Genomic DNA, 18474 nt, shown 5'->3' with positions numbered 1-18474 from the left:
GTTCGCCAGCAGGGAACTCGACTCCAGGAAGAATTTCGACATTGTCAGGAACAGCGTACGCGGTACGGCGGGAGGCGAGGAGGCAAGACCCGAATATTGAGAAAGTTGTGAAACCCACGAACTCTCGCCGTTTCATCTCGAAGCTCCGCGATCCAATCTGCCGGTGGCTGCGAGGGGCGGCCTCTCAGCCCCAAGCATCCCATTTATTGGCTAAGGATAATGTTTGTAAGTTGGTTCAAGAGTAAAATTCACGGGTTATGGAGTATAAGAGAGTACTATTAATTTCCTGGATCGCGCTGCGCCAGGACAGGGAAGCTCTTGGGAAGTACTAAAACTTGCTAATCGCTCGAGTCTGTGGAGTGCGTTCGGGATGGCGGTGGCCCTGCACCAACGGCACAATTGCCCGAGCCGCTCTTGCGCTGCGGCAGTAACGCCATTCATCGAATCGGGAGCCAGTTCTACCGGAAATTGCTGTGGCCAGTCCCGAATGCGTCCTGTGCCTTCGGCCGCCGGAGCTATCCCAAGGCAATTTCGCGAGCTTTCGTAGACGACCCTTGAAATTTGGATAGACTGATCATTTGAGGCCGCCCCGATGCGGCCCTTCTATTGATTGGGAGATCATAATGTCCATGACGATGACCCGCCGCCATTTGGCCAAGCTCGGCCTCGGCCTCGGCGCCGGTGCCCTCCTCGGCCGCAGTGCCTTTGCGCAGGCTCCTGCCTTCTTCCGTATCGGAACCGGCGGAACGGCGGGAACCTATTACCCTGTCGGCGGCCTTCTCGCCAATGCGATCTCCAATCCTCCGCAACTCGTTCTGACCGCCCAGGCTTCGAACGGTTCTGTCGCCAATATCAACTCGATTGCATCGGGTGCGCTCGAATCCGGGTTCAGTCAGGCTGACGTTGCATATTGGGCCTATACCGGAACCGGCCTGTTCGAAGGCAAGAGCAAGCTCGAGGATCTCCGGCTTCTCGCCAATCTTTATCCCGAAAGCATCCATCTCGTCGCCGCGAAGTCTGCCAACATCAAGTCAGTGGCGGACCTCAAGGGCAAGCGCGTCTCCCTCGACGAGCCGGGTTCGGGCACCCTCGTCGACGCTCGCATCATCCTTGAGGCCTGGGGTCTCAAGGAAAGCGATATCAAGGCCGACTTCCTGAAGCCGAACCAGGCCGCGGAGAAAATGCGCGACGGCGGCATGGACGCCTTCTTCTTCGTCGGAGGCTATCCCACCAGCGCCATCACCGAGCTCGCAGCAACCGGCGGCGGCATCGATATCGTGCCGCTCGCTGGCGCTGAGGCAGATGCGCTCATTAAGAAATACAGCTTCTTCTCGACCGATGAGATTCCGGCAAATACCTATAAGAATGTCGGCGCCGCAAAGACGCTCGCGGTCGGCGCGCAGTGGATCACCTCGGCGAAGGTTCCCGACGCCGTCGTCTATGAGGTGACAAAGAACCTCTGGAGCGACAAGACACGCGCGGCTCTCGACGCGGGCCATGCGAAGGGCAAGTTCATCCGTAAGGAAACAGCGCTTGCCGGTGCCGGCATTCCGGTTCATGCCGGTGCGGCGAAGTTCTATAAGGAGGCGGGCCTTCTGAAGGCCTAAGCTCTATTATTTCAGCAGAGCCTCTCACGACAGCCGTCGTGAGGGGCTGTTTCGTCTTGAGCGTATGAAGAGAACCTAGGACCATGGCCCATCCAGACGTCTCCGTGATTGTCGAAGACCGCAGCCTCGAAGAAAAGTTCGACCCGGAGATGCGGTTCCGGCCTCTTCTGCCCGGCACGGCCTGGATCGTTGCGAGCCTGCTTTTCGCGCTCTCGATGTTCCACTACTACACGGCAGGCTTCGGGCTTTTGCGCGAGACCACCCATCGCGGCATCCACATGGCCTTCGTGCTCGGCCTGATCTATCTCGTGTTCGCGGCGAGAAAGACGGACCAGGAAAAGCTCGCGCCATCGGAATGGTGGCGCCCCGGCGGCATCTCGCTGCTTGACTGGGCGCTTGCCGCTGCCGCTGCCGTGACCAGCCTTTACGTGCCCTGGATCTTCAATGAACTCGCCTTCCGCGTCGGCAACCCCTCGACGACCGATGTTGCGATGGGCACGGTCCTTATCGTCGTGCTGCTGGAGGCCGTGCGCCGGTCCGTTGGCTGGCCCCTGCCGGTCATTGCCATCCTCCTCATGCTCTATGCCTATTTTGGCCCTTCCATGCCGGGCATCCTCCAGCATCCAGGGGCGTCGTGGTCGAACATCGTCAATCACCTCTACCTGACGAGCCAGGGCATCTATGGCATCGCGCTCGGCGTCGTTGCCACTTATGTCTTCCATTACGTGCTGTTCGGCGTTCTGGCGACGCGGGTCGGGCTCGGCAAACTCTTCATCGATCTCGCCTCCTGTCTCGCTGGGCGATACGCCGGTGGCCCGGCCAAGGTTTCGATCTTCGGCTCGGCCCTGTTCGGGATGATCTCGGGATCGTCGATTGCGAATACCGTCACCGTCGGCTCGCTGACCATTCCTGCGATGATCCGCCTCGGTTATCCGCGCCACTTCGCGGCGGCTGTCGAATCGACCGCGTCGACAGGCGGGCAGATCACGCCGCCTATCATGGGTGCCGCGGCATTCCTGATGGTCGAGTTCCTCAACGTTTCCTACCAGACGGTAATTCTGGCCGCCATCGTGCCGGCTCTGATGCACTTCTTCGGCGTTTTCATGCAGGTCCACTTCGAGGCACGGCGTTCCGGTATGCGGGGCATGAGCGCGGAGGAACTCCCAAATCCCGTGCAGGTGCTGCGAGAGGGATGGCAATCGATCATGCCGCTTGCCGTCCTGCTGATCGTGCTGTTCTCCGGCTTCACGCCCTACCTCGCCGCTTTCTGGGGCATCACGGCGTGTGTCCTGATCGGGACGGTGCGCATTCCGCTCGTAACGCTTGGATTCCTCGCAGCTATCGCCGGTGCCATCGCAGGCGGGTTTCTCACCAGCCTTTCCTTCGTCATTCCCGTTTTTGCCGTGCTGCTGGGGTTGATGATCTGGACCTGGCTCCAGAGCGAGTTGGGCAAGGCTAGGATCATCGATCTCGTCGATGCCTTCGTCGTCGGCGCGAAATACGCCATCGGAGTCGGCGCGGCTGCGGCGACGGTCGGTATCATTGTCGGCGTCGTCACTCTCACGGGCGTCGGCTTCAAGATCTCGTTCATCGTCACCTCGTTCGCGGCACAGATCGCACAAGGGCTTGGTGAATTCCTGCCGGCGGCGATGTTCGATTTGAAGGGCATGACCCTGTTCTTCACGCTCCTGATGACCGCCTTCGTGTGCATCCTGCTCGGATGCGGCGTTCCCACGACGGCGAACTACATCATCATGGTCACGGTTGCTGCGCCTGCTCTGGGCCTCCTCGGCGTCGCTCCCATCGTGGCGCATTTCTTCGTTTTCTATTACGGCGTTCTCGCCGACATCACGCCACCGGTAGCACTGGCGGCCTATGCAGGCGCGAGCATGGCGGGAGCTGACCCGTTCAAGACGGGCAACACAGCCTTCCGGCTTGGGCTCGGCAAGGCACTCGTGCCGTTCGTTTTCGTCTATGGGCCGGCGATGTTGATCGTAACGCCGGAATTCACCTGGCCGAGTTTCTTCTTCGTCGTGGGCGGGTGCATGTTCGGGATCGTACTGCTCTCGGCGGCCTTCACCGGCTTCGCCCTCGCGCCGATGCGGGCGTGGGAGCGCTGGCTTGCCGGCCTTGCCGCGCTGCCGATTATTGCACCGGATATGACGATGACGCTGATCGGATTGGCGCTGGCTTGCCCTGTCATCATCACGCAGCTTGTCCGCGCCCGTTCCCAGCAACGGACGTTGCCCGCCTGACACAGGCACGGAGCAAACCGTTGGTGTCCCAATAAACCGTCTGGATGGAGCCATGACAACGAAGACTGAAACCCTGCGGACGTTTACGCGCCTCGCTCCTGTAATCCCGGTGGTGACGATCGACGATGCGCGCATGAGCATCGATCTCGCTCTGGCGCTGGTCGGGGCCGGACTTCCAGTCGTGGAAATCACCCTGCGCACGCCTGCGGCGATGGACGCCATTGCCGCCATTGCCAAGGCTGTGCCTGAGGCCGTCGTTGCGGCGGGGACAGTTCTCTCAGAGAGCCAGATCGGCGAGGTTATCGATGCCGGGGCTAAGTTCATCGTCACGCCAGGCACGACGCCAAGGCTGGCAGAGCGTTTGTGGGAGGCCCCAATCCCGGTGATGCCGGGCTGCGCGACGGTTTCGGAAGCCATGGCTCTGGCAGGGCTCGGCTTCGAGATCCTCAAGTTTTTCCCGGCGGAGGTATCAGGCGGGGCCGGGTGGCTCAAATCCGTGCAGGGGCCGTTGCCGAAACTATCCTTTTGTCCGACGGGTGGGATCAACCTGTCGAGCGCTCCGTCCTATCTATCCCTCGCGAACGTTCCATGCGTTGGCGGCACCTGGGTCGCGTCGGCCGATATTCTGCGGACAGGTGACTTCGACCGAATCGGGCAACTGGCCGCGGAAGCCGCCGCACTGCGCAGGCCAACCTGAACCATTCAGGGGGCGCTCCCGTTGAGTCCATGACTTTGGATGCGATGAAGGGAGGTCCTCATGGTCGATTACCGCAAGCTCTTGGATGCCGTTGTCGGCGCCCTGGCCAGGCCGGATCAGGGAACAGGACAGCCACCGTCCGGCGATGGAACACAGACACCTGACCATGCCCCAGACCAGGGCAGCGCCGCGGCATCGGTTGCACCGATGCTGGAAAAGGCCAAGGAGCTCGCTGCCCGGCATCCTGCCCTGACCCAGACCGCGTTGCTTGCGCTTGCCGGCCTGATGTTCGGCAAACGCAAGAAGGGTGGCATCTCGGGAGGTCTCGCCAGGTTGGGCGGTCTCGCGGTCATCGGAGGCTTGGCCTACAGAGCCTATCAAAGCCAGAAGGCGGGAAGCTCCGCCGTCACCGTGGGAGGTTCCTCCGGGGCGGCTCTCTCAGGTGCGGCCAAGGACCAGGCGCTGGTCGATCTGCCCGAGACGTCACGCTTTCATCCCATATCGCAGACCGAGGACGACGCGATGCGGTTCCTCCGCGCCATGGTGGCGGCTGCCGCCGCCGATGGGCAGATCGATCAGATCGAGCGGACCCGCATCGTCCGTGGCCTGACGGAAGCCGGGATCGACCCTGAGGCGACACGCTGGCTGGAGCGAGAAATGGAATCGCCTGTCACCGTGGAGGAACTTGCGGACGGGGTCGACGATCCCGAAATCGCCGCCCAGGTTTATGCGGCGGCGCTGCTCGCCATCGATCCGGATACACTTCAGGAGCACGAATTCCTGCGGCAGTTGGCGGAAGCTCTCGATCTCGATCAAAAGCTGCGTGGGCAAATCGAAGAAACGATCGGTGCTGTCCGGTGAACGGGCATGACTCCTGATCGTCAGACCCGATCGTCAAAGCGGCGATGCGCGTGTCAGGGGCCTGATGGTTTGATACAGCACGGTCGTCTGCCGCCCACCCTTCTCATCATAGCGCTTCCCGAGAACGAAGCCGAGTTCAGTGGAGTAGAGATCCGTATGCTCCGAGAGAACCCGGCCTTCCGCATTCAAGAATCGGTTGCGGATGATCGTCACGGTATAAGTGCAGGAGCCGAGCTCCAGCTTCTCCCGACCTGTCACGACGATTTCCTGGGAGACGAGGGCGCCAACTTTTCCCGGTTGAGCAGGCGCATAGGTTATAGGTTATTGCACGCCGGGCCTTGGCATCGAGCGGGAAGATCGACCGCAGATCGGAGAGGGGCACGTTGAAGCGCCTCCCGGCATCGTCGAAGCGGCTGATCTCGAACAGCCCGCGATAGTAGATGACGTCCTGCTTCTTCCCATCCGGATAAGTGTTCACCACATGCACGAAGTTTTCCGACGTCGGCCGGATCCCGGCCCTCGTGCCATGGCGCTCCAGAACGAAGCCAATCTTGGCCGTCAGAACCGTCGGACACTCGTCGGCAGTTGCAGGAACGGCAAGGCTCAGCCTGAAGACAGCGAGCAGGAGGCGTTGAAGCATGGCTGGATCCGAAGTCGCGGACGGGTCAAACTGCGACAGTGACAAAGTTGCAAGAAAAACTTCGCCTGCGAGGGCCTCCAGGTGCTGAAAGCAGGATCGAGCAGGGCCTAGCCAGTTGATTTCCGCCGCAGCAGCGGATCAAATCGACCGGCACAGAGTTCTTCGAGAAAAGGACCAGGACATGGCCGAAATGCCGAGACGCCGGACCCCCGATCAGCTTCGTTCCCGGTTGTGGTTCGACAATCCGGATAATCCCGGCATGACGGCGCTCTACTTGGAGCGGTATCTCAACTTCGGCCTGACACGGCAGGAATTGCAGAGCGGAAAGCCGATTATCGGTATCGCTCAGACGGGATCTGACCTCTCCCCCTGCAACCGGCATCACCTTGAACTCGCCAAGCGAGTGCGTGACGGAATCACCGAGGCGGGCGGGGTGGCGTTCGAGTTCCCCTGCCATCCGATCCAGGAAACGGGCAAGCGTCCTACCGCATGTCTGGACCGCAACCTGGCCTATCTCTCGCTCGTAGAGGTTTTGTTCGGATATCCGCTTGATGGTGTCGTGCTGCTCACCGGCTGCGACAAGACGACCCCCGCCTGCTTGATGGCCGCAGCGACCGTCAACATTCCCGCGATTTCCCTCAATGTCGGTCCGATGCTGAATGGCTGGTTCCATGGGGAGCGCACCGGCTCCGGCACCGTGATCTGGAAGGCGCGCGAACGCCACGCGGCGGGCGATATCGACTATCAGCAGTTCATGGATATCGTCGGATCATCCGCCCCATCGGATGGGCACTGCAACACCATGGGCACGGCTTCAACCATGAATGCCCTGGCGGAAGCCCTCGGCATGTCGCTGCCGGGCTCAGCTGCCATTCCCGCACCCTACCGCGAGCGCGGCCAGGTGTCCTACGAGACCGGCAAGCGCATTGTCGAGATGGTGTGGGAGGATCTGAAGCCATCCGACATCCTCACCCGCGAAGCCTTCGAGAACGCCATTGTCGCGAACGCTGCCATCGGCGGCTCAACCAATGCTCCCATCCATCTCAATGCGCTCGCGAAACATATCGGCGTTCCTCTCGACTGCGACGACTGGGAGCGTGTCGGCTTCGAGATTCCGCTGCTCGTCAATGTGCAGCCGGCAGGTGAATATCTGGGCGAAGAATATTTCCGGGCTGGCGGCCTTCCTGCCGTGATGGCGGAACTGATCGGTGCCAGCAAGATCCACACGGATGCCTTGACCTGCACGGGAGCCTCGATCGGCGAGAACTGTCGCGGCAAGTTCACTTGGGACCGCGACGTCATCCGCAGCTACGACAACCCTTTGAAGGAAAAAGCCGGGTTTCTCAATCTCAAGGGAAACCTGTTCGACTCGGCGATCATGAAGACGAGCGTGATCAGCGAGGAGTTCAGAACCCGGTATCTGAGCAACCCAGAGGACCCTGACGCCTTCGAGGGGCCGGTTGTCGTCTTCGACGGCCCGGAGGATTATCACCATCGCATCGACGACCCGTCGCTCCACATCGACGAGCACACGATTCTGATCATGCGAGGGGCGGGGCCGGTGGGCTATCCCGGCGCAGCCGAGGTCGTGAACATGCAGCCGCCGGGCGCACTGATCAAGAAGGGTGTCCTCTCTCTTCCCTGTCTTGGTGACGGGCGTCAATCAGGCACGTCCGGAACACCGTCCATTCTCAATGCATCTCCGGAAGCGGCCATCGGCGGCGGGCTCGCCCTCCTGCGAACGGGCGACCGGATCCGTGTCGACCTCAAGAACCGCAGCGCCAACATCCTGATCTCGGACGAGGAATTGCAGAGTCGACGCGCGGAACTAAGGGAACAGGGCGGCTACCCATATCCGGAAAGCCAGACACCCTGGCAGGAGATCCAGCGGGCAATGGTGGATCAGCTTTCGGAAGGGATGACCCTCAAGCCCGCCGTGAAGTTCCAGCGCGTCGCGCAGAAATACACGCCCCGCGATAACCATTAGAATGGGATCGAGGTCAGCGATCGGACTGGCCGGAAGGAGCTTCCGTTGCGGCAGATTGCGGTGACATCCATTCCGCTATAGGGCCGAGGATGGACAGAAACATCGCGGCAGACAGGGGATCAGGCGTGGGTTGCGAAAATCCACGCCTGATCCATTTCGTCGTTCGAAGACAAAATGAGAGCTGGCCATTCTTCCCAGAGGGTGCGTCGCTCTAAGAGTCGCTCTAAAGGAAAGAAGTGATGGCTTTGGCGGCGACGAGGCAATGAGCCTCAACATCGGAAGAGTAGTCCTTCCTCGGCGCGATTGACGGAAGTTCGCTTCGCTTGCCGGCCCTTCGCGCTTGGTCGATCCAGGACATCGCAGTTTCGCTCCGCCAGTTCAGGCGCAGGGCTGCTCGAAAGTCCTGAAGTGCAGCGTCATATTGGCCTAAATGATATAAAATCTGCCCACGCTTCAAATGGAGCTGAACGCGATAATAATGAGTCATGAGGATTAGAAGAGACGTCGCAAAAGAAGAACGAGTCGTAAAATTTCCAGTGTACTTCACTGATTGGAAGGTATCCGAGGTAATGACGCTGGAGAAGTTGTTGGTCATTTGGGTGTCCGGCGAATAGACTTTCGACTTGTTGGAAGCCTTCCTTCAAGGAAGCTTTGCAAAAGCCTTGTTTCCATGAGTGAAGAGTGAACCCGTCCTCCCCCTACGAAAATCGGAAACCCGCACGACTTGTCGGAATTGCGCAGAAATCGTAGCGTTTTACCAAGCTCTGCAGCTTGTCGGCGGTGTTGATGGTCCCAGGCGGAAATGATCGAGGCCTAAAGAACGGGAACCCTTCTCCGGAAGTCGGCATTCAAGGAGGCACTACTACCGTAAGTTTCAAAGCACCGAATATCGAAGAACCTGAACACCTGACGAGCGTTCTTGTGTCCAAAAGCGATATGCGCATGGCGTCAGGGCGCGATCGAGCGTTCGATGCTCAATTCCAGCTGCGCCATGTTGGCAGCCGGGCTATTTTTAATGCAGCGTTTGAGCGCGAAAACAGCAGTCGGCTCTCCTGTGAGAATGAACACAGCCGGCCTCCTTGCACCATTGCCCATCGAGGGCGAGGGAGGCTCGTCCGGGAACAATGCGAGTCCGCTGTCTCTCCCCAAGGTGCCGTTGTGTTTGCATCCACGTCACCGAAAAGAATTTATCATTTGTCTGATTGCGAATTCTCGACCCTCGCGTTGGAATGCCGGAAGATCTCGTCGTGCGGTGCCATCCTCCTGGAGCATGACAGGGTCGGCGATGGTGAATTCGAGACCGGTTTCGATCCTACTGATGACGCCGGGCAAGCTTGGTTGAGACTGTCACACCGAGCAAAGCCATGTTGAAATAGGCATGACGAAGCCCGCGGCACCATTTCCGGATGATGCCTCTTCCGTTGGGGAACCCGACGGGGCTCAATCCCTGCGGTTCCGGGCCGGCGGCATCCTCGATGTCATCTATAAGTCCTCGAGGCTCGACGAGATCGAAGATACCGTCGTAAATTTCATTGCAGCGCCCCATACGCTCGTGCCTGTCACGCGCGGCAATGTCATTGACGGCAGCTTCGGGTTCCATGGAATGGCGGACCTGGCGATCTTCGATGTCGGCTACAGGCGTGAGCTTTCCGTTCAATATCACGATCAGCCAGGCGACCGCATCGCTTTTGTAATGGCTCCACAGGGGACAGGTCAGCTTGAGCTGGGGCCCAGGCGCTTGCCGGTGTCGGATCGGCAGGGCGTCGTCTTCACAGCTGGCGAGGCCAAGGCTCTGCAGTACAGCGAGGAATGCTGCACGCGGGTTCTGGTGCTGGATCATCGAAAGGTCGCGTCATATTGCGCGAAGCTCCTGGGGCGTGACGTTTCTGGCCAAGTGGCATTTGAAGGTGAATTCGATCTGGCCAGCGCGAATGGGCAGGCCTGGCTGAGACTGTTTCAATACGCCTCCGCCGAGATCAGCGCGCCCCAATCGCTGATCCGCAATGTTCCGGCTGTCCAGCAGCAACTCGAGCAGATGGTGATCACCGGTTTCCTGCTGAGCCACCGGCACAATTACACCGATGCGCTGCTGCGTCCGCAATCGGCGGCGGCGCCGTTCTATGTGAAGAGGGCGGAGGCCTTTATCGAGGCACATTGTACGGAGCCACTGTCATTGGCGGACATTGCCGCCCACGCGGGGGTCAGCGCGAGAAGCTTGCAGCACGGCTTCCAGAGCTTCCGCGGCATGACACCGATGGCCTTTTTGCGCTCGACGCGACTGCACCGAGTTCACCGGGCATTGCTGGTGGCGGATCCCTCGACCGTTACGGTAACGCAGATCGCGCTGGCCTGCGGTTTCACGCATTTGGGAGAATTCGGGACAGCCTACCGGCGGGTCTTCGGCGAGACACCGGGGCGAACACTGCAGCGGTCCGTCAGGCCATGAATGGTTGTCCGTCACTATGAAGGAACTGCCAGATCCGGAAGCCGATCCAGTACCGCAAAGCAGCCTCATCATCGACCGAACATGGCGGTCGACCAGGCTCGAAGAACTGGAGAATGCTCTCAACACTTTCGTGTCTCCCCAGCGCCTCACCCCGATTTCACGGGATAGGCCTGCCGGCGGCATGTTTGGGTATCGCGGACAGGCCGACCTCGGGATCTTCCGGGTTCAGGTCGAACGGGACGTGGAAATCAACCAGGTCCCCGAGGATGCCAATGATCGAATGGCCTTCGTCACGGGTCTAGCGGAGCCCAGCCAGCTCAGGATCAAAGGCAAGGCTTTTTCTATTTCACGGCAGCGCGCTGTCGTTTTCCCATCCGGTCCGCAGCGGATCATCACCCTTCCGAAGGGTACGGAGCACAACGTTCTCATCATGAGCCGCCACAAGATTGTGGAGTGCTGCACCAAGCTGCTCGGTTACGACATCCCGGGATTCATCGAATTCGACGTCGGCGTCGATCTCGACGTCCCTTCTGGGAGCAGCTGGCTCAGGCTGTTGGACTATGCGGAGGCGGAACTCTCGGAACCGGGGGCCATGATCAGGCAATCTCCGACAGCGTGGCGACAATTCGAGCAGTCGCTGCTGACAGGCTTCCTCCTCTCCCATCGCCATACGTATTCGGAAGCGCTGCTCGCACCTCAGGCTTCGGCTGATCCGGTGTATGTCAGGCGAGCGGAAGCCTTCATCGAGGCGCACTTTACCGAACCGCTGTCATTGGCCGACATTGCCGCCCATGCCGGGGTCAGCGCGAGGAGCCTGCAGAATGGCTTCCAGAGTTTCCGCGGCATGACGCCGATGGCCTTCTTGCGCACGACTCGGCTGCGCCATGCCCATCGCGCATTGACCATGGCGGACCCGGTGATGTCCTCCGTGACGGAGATCGCTCTCATGTGCGGCTTCACGCACCTGGGGGAATTCGGCAGCCTCTACAAGCGTACCTTTGGCATGACGCCGAGGCAGACACTGCTCAAGCGTGGATAGGATGCCTCACACGGGGCGAGCCTCATAGGGTGTCTCCGGGACGGGCGTGAGCGGCCCCTTGCCGGAAAACCATGAGACGAGATTGTCGACGACAAGCTGACCCATGGCCTTGCGGGTGTGAATGGACCCGGACGCGATGTGCGGCAGAAGAACGACATTGTCCATGTCGATCAGCTCCTGCGGCACGCGCGGCTCATCCTCGAAGACGTCGAGGCCGGCAGCGAGAATGGTTCCATCGCGCAGGGCCTCGATCAGAGCCTTCTCGTCCACGACGCTGCCGCGGGCGACATTGATGACGACGCCGTTCGAACCGAGTGCTTTCAGGATGTCGGCATTGATCAGGTGCCGTGTACCGGCGCCGCCCGGCGTGATCGCAATCAGGACGTCGACCGCCTCCGCCATTCCCCTCAGCGTCGGATAATAGGAGTAAGCGACGTTCTCCTGCCGGGTCCGGCCATGATAGGCGATCTCGACACCAAATCCCTCGAGACGCCGACCGATGGCTTTCCCGATGCGTCCGAGACCGACAATGCCGACCTTGCGGCTCCGAAGGCTTGGCGACAGTGGAAACGGCGCCTTCCGCCATTCGCCGGCGCGAAGATAACGGTCGGCCTGGGGAATCCGGCGGAGCGTTGCGATGAGCAGGCCGATGGTCAGATCGGCGACCTCGTCATTCAGGACGTCGGGCGTATTGGTGACGATGATCCCGCGCTCTGCTGCCGCGTGGACGTCGACATTGTCGTAGCCGACGCCGAAGCTGGCGATGATTTCCACATTGGGGAAATGCTTTAGAAAGGCGGCATCTGCACGCCCTGTCATCGTGCTCGTGGCCATGCCACGGATGCGAGGGCCGATCTCGCGAAGGTAAGCCTCCCGGTCCGGAGCCTCCCACATGCGGTGAAGGGTGAAGCTCTTCTCCAGCGCCTCGATGACACTCGGCAGCATTCGCCCGGTCATCAGAATGTCCGTTCCGGTCATGGCTTGTCCTGTTCGATGCTCTCAGTTGCGCCTGCAGCGGGGGGACAGACCCCCGCGCAGCGCTTCGTCAATCGCTGTGGCTTCGCGCCGAAGTACGGTCTTAACCGACGGCGGCAGATCGTTCCAGTGGCATCCCCGCAGGGCGGCCTCCAACGCATAGAGGGCAGTCAAGGTGACCTGACGGGGAAACATGAATTTGAGGCGCCTGTAAGCCTCGACCGACCCGGTCGCGCGCAGTGCGCCGACCGTGCTGATTCCAACCTCGGCCAGTCGGCCTTGTGTCACGTTACCCAGGCCGAAAAGGGTGCTGGTCGCAGCATCGTCCATCGGCAAGACTCCAGCGAAGACATTCGTCTCACGATAGAGCGGGTCGCATGCGAAGGCGAGGCCCGGATCGGGCCTCTCCACTCTGTCCGGGCATTTATCGCTCAGGCAGTGGCGGCCACGGGCTCGTCGAGGACTGCCTGCTCCTCGAGGTCGTCGTCGTTCTCGAAGCCGCTGGGATCGGCCCCCGTGATGCTCGCGAGATTCTTCGCCACACGGCGCAGGAGTTTCCTGAGGCGCTTTCGATCCTTGTTGTCGAAGCCGGCCAGAAGTTCGCCTTCGACTTCGTCCCACAGGGCGTCGATCGCGGCGGCCTTCTTCTTCCCTTCCCGCGTCAGCCTTACGCGCACGATCCGAGCGTCCCCCGGCTCCGTGTGGCGTTCGACCAACTTCAGGGAGGACAGGCGGGAGATGGTCTTGGACGCGGTCGGCGGACGGACACGCAGGATGAGCGCGAGGTCGCCCATGGTCATCGGGCCGGAATGGGCGAGCGCTTGAAGGACCTGCTCCTGCCCAGCGAAAAGGCCGAGCTCGGAGAGCTTATCTCCGGTGCGGCTGCGATGGAGGCGCGCGGCTTGAACCAGAGACCACCCGACGCTCTTCACGCCAGGATGCTTGATATCGGTTTCCATCCCATTCCCCGCCTTTGAAAGCTTCGGCGCCGCCACCATGAGCGCAACTCGTGACGGTTCGATGACAGTTTCATTGCATCAGGGCCAAGGCATCGAATCGTAGAAGAGATCAGGATTCCCCGACAAGAGCGCTTTCATGCCAGCGTCTGAGAAGGGCATGCGACAGTGCCGCCGCAAGGAGAAACAGTACGATGCCCGTCAGGGCCAGGAGGACCAGGGCTGCAAACAGGCGAGGAATGTTGAGCCTGTACTGGCTCTCGACGATCCGATAGGCGAGGCCGGAGCCCGCGCCTGCGGAACCTGCCGCCATTTCTGCGACGACCGCCCCGATAAGTGAGAGCCCCACGGCGATCCGCAGACCGCCGAGGAAAGCGGGAAGCGCCGCCGGGCGACGCAGATGCCAGAGGACCTTGATCCTCGACCGGAGCCGCGCTGCCGGGCTCGTCCCCGGTGCGGCTCCATAAAGAGCGAACAGTTCCAGAAGGCCACGGTCGACGGATTGGAGGCCGAGCATCGTGTTCGAGAGAATGGGGAAGAAGGCGACGATCCAGGCGCAGGCGAGAACAGCCGTGTCCTGGGGCATATAGATGAGGAGAAGTGGCGCGATCGCGATCACAGGGGTCACCTGCGTCGCCACCGCGAAAGGATAGAGGGAATACTCCACGACGCGGGACAGGCTGAAGATCACTGCCAGCGTCACGCCGCCGAGAACCGCGAGGACAAGGCCTAAAAACGTCGTCTTCAGCGTCACGACGAGGGAGGCTGAAAGAATCGGCCAGTCCGCGATGATGGTCCGGGCGATCAGGCTCGGGGCGGGAAGGATATAAGGGGGGACGGCGGCGAGCCGGACGGAGAGCTCCCAGGCCGAGACGGCGGCAAGGACGACGGCAAGCGGCAGCGTGATTTTAAGGAGGCCGCGCTGTTGCAAAAGTTCTTTCGCCATGGGTCAGGCCTCCCCGTCGGTGATGCCTGCCAGAACGCCGGAGACATCCCGGCAGAGTTCGGCATAGCGGCGGCTCGTGCGGAAACCGGCACCGCGTCCGCCCGGTGCATCGATTCCGATGTCGGCCACGACGGTGCCCGGGCGCTGCGACATCACGATGATCCGGTCTGAAAGGGCGACGCTTTCGAAGACCGAATGGGTCACGAAGACCACCGTCCAGCCGAGATCCCGCCGCAACCGCAACAGGTCGTCGTTGAGCCGGAAGCGGGTAATCTCGTCGAGGGCGCCGAAGGGCTCGTCCAACAGGAGAAGCCTCGGCTTGACGCTCAAGGCTCGGGCGATGGACACCCGCATCTTCATGCCGCCGGACAGCTCGCGGGGATAGGCTTTCGCGAAGTCCGTCAATCCGACAAGAGCCAGACTCTCCGCAATGCGGCCTTGCGCCTCGCGCCGCGAGAAGCCGCGCAACCGCAAGGGAAGCCAGACATTATCGGTGACGCTGGCCCAAGGCATCAAGGTCGGCTCCTGGAAAACGAAGCCGATCTCATGGCGATGGTCGGGAGCTGTCGAGCCTGGCCAGACGACGCTGCCCCTTGTCGGGCCGGTGAGCCCGGCGAGGAGCCGCAAGGCAGTCGATTTTCCGCATCCTGAAGGCCCGAGCAGGGTAACGAACTCCCCTGGCGCAACGCGGAGTGTGAAGCCCGACAAGGCCATTACGCCATTGGCGAAGGCCTTGGTCACGCCATTGAGGGCAACGAGGGGGGCGTCTGCCATGGGTGCGGCCGGGCCGGAGCAGCCGGCTCTCCTACTTCCTGAGGTTCACACCCACGCCCTTGTTCACGAACTGGAGCGTGTAGGCGCGACGATAGTCGAGACCAGCCTTGAAGAGGCCTGCCTTCACCATCTTGTCAAAGAAGTCCTTCATGCGCTCGTCGGTCATTGCGCCGATGCCGAGCGTTGCGGCATCGCCGGAATCGACGATGCCGTATTCCTTCATTTTCGCGACCGAATAGGCGAGCAACTCGTCTGTCATTTCGGGATTGTCGTGCTTGATGAGGGCGTTGGCCTTCGCATTGTCGCCATAGAGATAATGATACCAACCTAGGGTCGAGGCGTCGACGAAGCGCTGTACGAGGTCAGGATTCGTCTCGACCGTCTCGCGCCGCGTCTCGATCGTGGTCGAGTAGGTGCTGAAGCCGTGGTCGGCGAGGAGAAAAACGTTCGGCCTGAAGCCGGCGGCCTTCTCGATGGTCAGGGGCTCTGCGGTTACGTAGCCCTGCTGAACGGCACGGGGATTGGCAATGAAGGGGGCAGGGGTGAAGCCGTATGGCTTCACCTGCTCGTCCTTGAACCCGTATTCCGCCTTCATCCATTGGAAGAACGTAGCGATGCCGTCTTTCGACAGGAGAATGTCGTTCGAGGTCGCCAGGGATTCGAAGCTGTCGAGCCCCTGGCCGGGATGGCTGAGCAGGACCTGGGGCTCTTTCTGGAAATGGGCCGCGACCACGAGCGTCGGGATGTCCTTCTCCACCGCCGAGAACGCCTGGATCAGGCTGCCGCCCATATAGAAGTCGAGCTTGCCGACCGTCATCAACATCCGGTTGTTGGCGCGAGGGCCGCCGGGGACGATGGTCACCCTGAGGCCATATTTCTCATAAGTGCCGTCCGCCAGGGCCTGATAATAACCGCCGTGCTCGGCCTGCGCGAGCCAGTTGGTGCCGAAGGTCACATCCGTCGCAGGCTGCTGCGCCTGCGCTGGAGCCAGGCTCCAGCCCATCCAGACTCCCAGAGCCATGGCCATCCACGATCTCATCATTCCAAGCCACCTCGACACGTTATCTCGGCGCCTCTCTCTGCAGGCACGCGGGAAGCTTGGCAAGACGGGCGGCCCGCTCAGGCGGGCATCATTCCACGGCCCAGGGATAAGTCCAGGTTTCCGTCAATGTCTTGTTGCCGGCGCGGAGGAAGGCACGGAGATCCGCGGACTGGCCCGGTTCGAGCTTCACGTCGATGGCCACCCTGAAGCCCCTGGTATGCTCGTTCGGGACGACGAAGGTGTGGGTGATGGTGCCGGCCGAGGTGGTGGGGATCAGCTCCACCTGGCCGGGATCGGCCAGGTAATAGGCCAGATCGCCTCCCGCGAAATCGATGATGAAGCGACGATGGGTCGGGTCGCTCGGACTGTTGGATCCGCTGTTCCGGGCCGGGGACTGGAACGTGTTGATCGCCTTCGCGCCCGGATGCATGCTGTTCGAGCTGGTCAGGGCTCGCAACCGATAGGTGACCGTCACCTCCTGGCCCGCCTCGAATGGGCGACCCGGCTGCCAATAGGCCACGATGTTGTCGTGGGTCTCATCCGCAGTAGGAAGCTCGACCAGTTCGACCCGTCCCTCACCCCATTCCCCTACCGGCTCGACCCAATAGCTCGGCCGCTTGTGGTAGGACGTCTCGAGGTCCTGGTAATTCTCGAACACGCGATCTCGCTGCATGAGCCCGAAGCCCCGCGGATTCTTGTCGCTGAACGAGGAGATGGCCTTGCGGGTCGGGTTGCGGAGCGGCCGCCAGATCCACTCGCCCGCTCCCGACTGCATCAGCAGGCCATCGGAATCGTGCAGTTCCGGTCGGAAATCGTCCGTTCGCCGGCGCTCGTTCTCGCCTTCGAAGAACATGGAGGTGAGCGGCGCGAGCCCCACATTGGGGATGCTCCGGCGTGGGAACAGCGTTGCCGTCACGTCGAGGGCGGTCTCCCTCGAGGGATACAGGACGAACCGGTACGCGCCGGCGATCGAGGGGCTGTCCAGGAGGGCATAGATCGTCGCCTGGTCGCTGTCCGGCTTCGGCATCTCGATCCAGAATTCGCGGAAATGCGGAAACTCCTCCCCGTCGCCACCGTCCACGTTGATGGCCAGGCCTCGCGCCGAGGCGCCGTATTTCTGGTCGGCCCCAAGAAAGCGGAAATAGCTGGCTCCGAGGAAGGCGATGACCTCGTCAAAGACCTTGGGCGTATTGATCGGGTAGTGCAGGCGGAAGCCCGCGAAGCCCAAATTCACGGGCAGCGGCTTGTCGATCTTGTTATGTCCGTAATCAAACAATTCCTTCTGGTAAGGAACCGGCGTCGGCACGCCATCGCGCAGGACGTTCACCGTTACCGGACGCTGATACAGGAAGCCGAGATGGAAGAGCTGCATCCGGAAGGAACTGCCGCTCGTGGCCAGGAGCGCCTTGTCCGGACGGAATCGGATATCCCGATAGTCGTCGAAGCTGAGCCGGTTCAAGGGCTCCGGCAGCTGCGCCGGCATGGGCTCGTAGGGCTTCGCGGCCAGTTCCCTTGCCCGGCGGACGACATCCTCGAATCGGAAGGGATTGGGCGCGGGGATTCCGTTCTGCTGCGCCAGGGCGGGCAGGGCGACGCCGGCAAGGAGGCTCTGGAGGACGATTCGACGCGTTGGATTCATCATAAGCGATGCTGTTCTTCTTGGGCGGGAGACCGAGACGGGAAAATGGGGTCGCAGCCCGTCTCCGTCCATCGGTCCCGCTTAATAAAAGCTGAACAATGCACGGGCAGCGGCCCGGGAAGGGCCGATCCCGAAAAAATCCCTGGGAAAGGCTAAAAAGGTATTGTGATCCGGGGCCATTGCGCCTATCTCACTGCTTGCCCAATTTCGCACGTGCCTGTGGTCGCGTGCCGGTTGGTGGGCATCCGGACAAGAGGCCGGACAGCCGCCCGAGAACGACCTAGTTCTCGAAACCCCTAACCGGCAGCCGGAGGCGAAACCGGCGTACCCCGCTCTCAACGGGGGACGTGGCTTAAAGCAACGACGAACGGGCTTTTTTGGTCTCGTTGGCCCTCCACAGGTCAGCACCGAAGAGGCTTGTTTATCATTGCCAGGCGTGCGGACGGGAATTCCCCATCCAATCCAAGGCAGCATCGTCGGGTGAAGAGCCCATCGCGCCACTCGTGTCTCCATCGCACGAAGCGGGATGCCATCTTCCCTCGCTGACGCCGGACGCGCCGGGCTTCCTCCAGGAAATCCGCGACGTCTGAACTTCAATCCGGAGGCTTGA

The 18474-nt window shown here is 61.3% G+C and carries 17 protein-coding genes; 8 read left to right on the top strand and 9 right to left on the bottom strand.

Annotated elements, in window-relative coordinates; all coding sequences use genetic code 11:
- Window positions 1–629: 629 nt before the first annotated feature.
- From AC522E_RS17310 to AC522E_RS17295, 4 genes are all read left to right on the top strand, one after another.
- The gene (locus AC522E_RS17310; RefSeq protein ID WP_500750742.1) at window positions 630–1607 is read left to right on the top strand and encodes a TAXI family TRAP transporter solute-binding subunit; all 978 of its coding nucleotides are present in this window, start codon (window positions 630–632) and stop codon (window positions 1605–1607) included.
- 83 nt (window positions 1608–1690) lie between these two features.
- Entirely contained in the window at window positions 1691–3862 is a 2172-nt protein-coding gene (locus AC522E_RS17305; protein WP_500747482.1) for a TRAP transporter permease, read from the top strand.
- A gap of 52 nt (window positions 3863–3914) precedes the next feature.
- On the top strand, window positions 3915–4559 hold the full coding sequence (eda, locus tag AC522E_RS17300) for a bifunctional 4-hydroxy-2-oxoglutarate aldolase/2-dehydro-3-deoxy-phosphogluconate aldolase (RefSeq protein WP_500747481.1): 645 nt from the start codon (window positions 3915–3917) through the stop codon (window positions 4557–4559).
- A gap of 60 nt (window positions 4560–4619) precedes the next feature.
- Window positions 4620–5420 (top strand): tellurite resistance TerB family protein, encoded by an 801-nt coding sequence (locus tag AC522E_RS17295; protein WP_500747480.1) that lies wholly within the window; start codon window positions 4620–4622, stop codon window positions 5418–5420.
- 33 nt (window positions 5421–5453) lie between these two features.
- Here the strand turns inward: AC522E_RS17295 and AC522E_RS17290 are convergent, their stop codons facing one another.
- The gene (locus AC522E_RS17290) at window positions 5454–5678 is read right to left on the bottom strand and encodes a hypothetical protein (protein ID WP_500747479.1); all 225 of its coding nucleotides are present in this window, start codon (window positions 5676–5678) and stop codon (window positions 5454–5456) included.
- Between the two features lie 563 nt (window positions 5679–6241).
- On the opposite strand from AC522E_RS17290, the gene AC522E_RS17285 reads away from it, so the two are divergent.
- Window positions 6242–8047 carry an IlvD/Edd family dehydratase gene (locus AC522E_RS17285; protein WP_500747478.1) on the top strand — a complete coding sequence of 602 codons (1806 nt, stop codon included), beginning with the start codon at window positions 6242–6244 and terminating at the stop codon, window positions 8045–8047.
- A 223-nt stretch (window positions 8048–8270) separates the two neighbouring features.
- On the opposite strand, the gene AC522E_RS17280 is transcribed toward AC522E_RS17285, so the two are convergent.
- On the bottom strand, window positions 8271–8642 hold the full coding sequence (locus AC522E_RS17280) for a tetratricopeptide repeat protein (protein WP_500747477.1): 372 nt from the start codon (window positions 8640–8642) through the stop codon (window positions 8271–8273).
- Between the two features lie 191 nt (window positions 8643–8833).
- Here AC522E_RS17280 and AC522E_RS17275 point away from each other — a divergent pair, with 191 nt between their 5' ends.
- From AC522E_RS17275 to AC522E_RS17265, 3 genes are read left to right on the top strand one after another with little or no spacing between them, the layout of a single operon-like run.
- Complete coding sequence (locus tag AC522E_RS17275; RefSeq protein WP_500750741.1) at window positions 8834–9418, top strand: AraC-like ligand-binding domain-containing protein; 585 nt, start codon at window positions 8834–8836, stop codon at window positions 9416–9418.
- A 7-nt stretch (window positions 9419–9425) separates the two neighbouring features.
- The gene (locus tag AC522E_RS17270; RefSeq protein WP_500747476.1) at window positions 9426–10493 is read left to right on the top strand and encodes an AraC family transcriptional regulator; all 1068 of its coding nucleotides are present in this window, start codon (window positions 9426–9428) and stop codon (window positions 10491–10493) included.
- 16 nt (window positions 10494–10509) lie between these two features.
- Window positions 10510–11532, top strand: a complete 1023-nt coding sequence (locus AC522E_RS17265) for an AraC family transcriptional regulator (protein ID WP_500747475.1) — start codon at window positions 10510–10512, stop codon at window positions 11530–11532.
- Between the two features lie 6 nt (window positions 11533–11538).
- Here the strand turns inward: AC522E_RS17265 and AC522E_RS17260 are convergent, their stop codons facing one another.
- From AC522E_RS17260 to AC522E_RS17230, 7 genes are all read right to left on the bottom strand, one after another.
- Entirely contained in the window at window positions 11539–12510 is a 972-nt protein-coding gene (locus AC522E_RS17260) for a 2-hydroxyacid dehydrogenase (protein WP_500747474.1), read from the bottom strand.
- 21 nt (window positions 12511–12531) lie between these two features.
- Entirely contained in the window at window positions 12532–12837 is a 306-nt protein-coding gene (locus AC522E_RS17255) for a TfoX/Sxy family DNA transformation protein (RefSeq protein ID WP_500747473.1), read from the bottom strand.
- A gap of 101 nt (window positions 12838–12938) precedes the next feature.
- Window positions 12939–13505 carry a MarR family winged helix-turn-helix transcriptional regulator gene (locus AC522E_RS17250; RefSeq protein ID WP_500747472.1) on the bottom strand — a complete coding sequence of 189 codons (567 nt, stop codon included), beginning with the start codon at window positions 13503–13505 and terminating at the stop codon, window positions 12939–12941.
- A 70-nt stretch (window positions 13506–13575) separates the two neighbouring features.
- Window positions 13576–14409 carry an ABC transporter permease gene (locus tag AC522E_RS17245; protein WP_500747471.1) on the bottom strand — a complete coding sequence of 278 codons (834 nt, stop codon included), beginning with the start codon at window positions 14407–14409 and terminating at the stop codon, window positions 13576–13578.
- 3 nt (window positions 14410–14412) lie between these two features.
- Entirely contained in the window at window positions 14413–15183 is a 771-nt protein-coding gene (locus AC522E_RS17240; protein WP_500747470.1) for an ABC transporter ATP-binding protein, read from the bottom strand.
- Window positions 15184–15214: 31 nt separating this feature from the next.
- Complete coding sequence (locus tag AC522E_RS17235) at window positions 15215–16210, bottom strand: ABC transporter substrate-binding protein (protein ID WP_500747469.1); 996 nt, start codon at window positions 16208–16210, stop codon at window positions 15215–15217.
- Window positions 16211–16313: 103 nt separating this feature from the next.
- Window positions 16314–17867 carry an OpgD/OpgG family glucan biosynthesis protein gene (locus tag AC522E_RS17230; protein WP_500747468.1) on the bottom strand — a complete coding sequence of 518 codons (1554 nt, stop codon included), beginning with the start codon at window positions 17865–17867 and terminating at the stop codon, window positions 16314–16316.
- Window positions 17868–18474 lie beyond the last annotated feature (607 nt).

This window comes from Microvirga sp. BF8 (genome assembly GCF_059888585.1).
This window is presented reverse-complemented; position numbering and strand designations above follow the sequence as displayed.

Excerpts from the sequence above, each read along its gene's own strand:
- AC522E_RS17310 (WP_500750742.1), top strand. The coding sequence starts at position 630 with ATGACGATGACCCGCCGCCATTTGGCCAAGCTCGGCCTCGGCCTCGGC.
- AC522E_RS17305 (WP_500747482.1), top strand. The coding sequence starts at position 1,691 with ATGGCCCATCCAGACGTCTCCGTGATTGTCGAAGACCGCAGCCTCGAA.
- AC522E_RS17255 (WP_500747473.1), bottom strand. The coding sequence starts at position 12,837 with ATGGACGATGCTGCGACCAGCACCCTTTTCGGCCTGGGTAACGTGACA.
- AC522E_RS17235 (WP_500747469.1), bottom strand. The coding sequence starts at position 16,210 with ATGGCCATGGCTCTGGGAGTCTGGATGGGCTGGAGCCTGGCTCCAGCG.
- AC522E_RS17250 (WP_500747472.1), bottom strand. The coding sequence starts at position 13,505 with ATGGTGGCGGCGCCGAAGCTTTCAAAGGCGGGGAATGGGATGGAAACC.
- eda (WP_500747481.1), top strand. The coding sequence starts at position 3,915 with ATGACAACGAAGACTGAAACCCTGCGGACGTTTACGCGCCTCGCTCCT.
- AC522E_RS17260 (WP_500747474.1), bottom strand. The coding sequence starts at position 12,510 with ATGACCGGAACGGACATTCTGATGACCGGGCGAATGCTGCCGAGTGTC.
- AC522E_RS17270 (WP_500747476.1), top strand. The coding sequence starts at position 9,426 with ATGACGAAGCCCGCGGCACCATTTCCGGATGATGCCTCTTCCGTTGGG.
- AC522E_RS17285 (WP_500747478.1), top strand. The coding sequence starts at position 6,242 with ATGGCCGAAATGCCGAGACGCCGGACCCCCGATCAGCTTCGTTCCCGG.
- AC522E_RS17265 (WP_500747475.1), top strand. The coding sequence starts at position 10,510 with ATGAAGGAACTGCCAGATCCGGAAGCCGATCCAGTACCGCAAAGCAGC.
- AC522E_RS17240 (WP_500747470.1), bottom strand. The coding sequence starts at position 15,183 with ATGGCAGACGCCCCCCTCGTTGCCCTCAATGGCGTGACCAAGGCCTTC.
- AC522E_RS17230 (WP_500747468.1), bottom strand. The coding sequence starts at position 17,867 with ATGATGAATCCAACGCGTCGAATCGTCCTCCAGAGCCTCCTTGCCGGC.
- AC522E_RS17295 (WP_500747480.1), top strand. The coding sequence starts at position 4,620 with ATGGTCGATTACCGCAAGCTCTTGGATGCCGTTGTCGGCGCCCTGGCC.
- AC522E_RS17245 (WP_500747471.1), bottom strand. The coding sequence starts at position 14,409 with ATGGCGAAAGAACTTTTGCAACAGCGCGGCCTCCTTAAAATCACGCTG.
- AC522E_RS17275 (WP_500750741.1), top strand. The coding sequence starts at position 8,834 with ATGGTCCCAGGCGGAAATGATCGAGGCCTAAAGAACGGGAACCCTTCT.
- AC522E_RS17280 (WP_500747477.1), bottom strand. The coding sequence starts at position 8,642 with ATGACCAACAACTTCTCCAGCGTCATTACCTCGGATACCTTCCAATCA.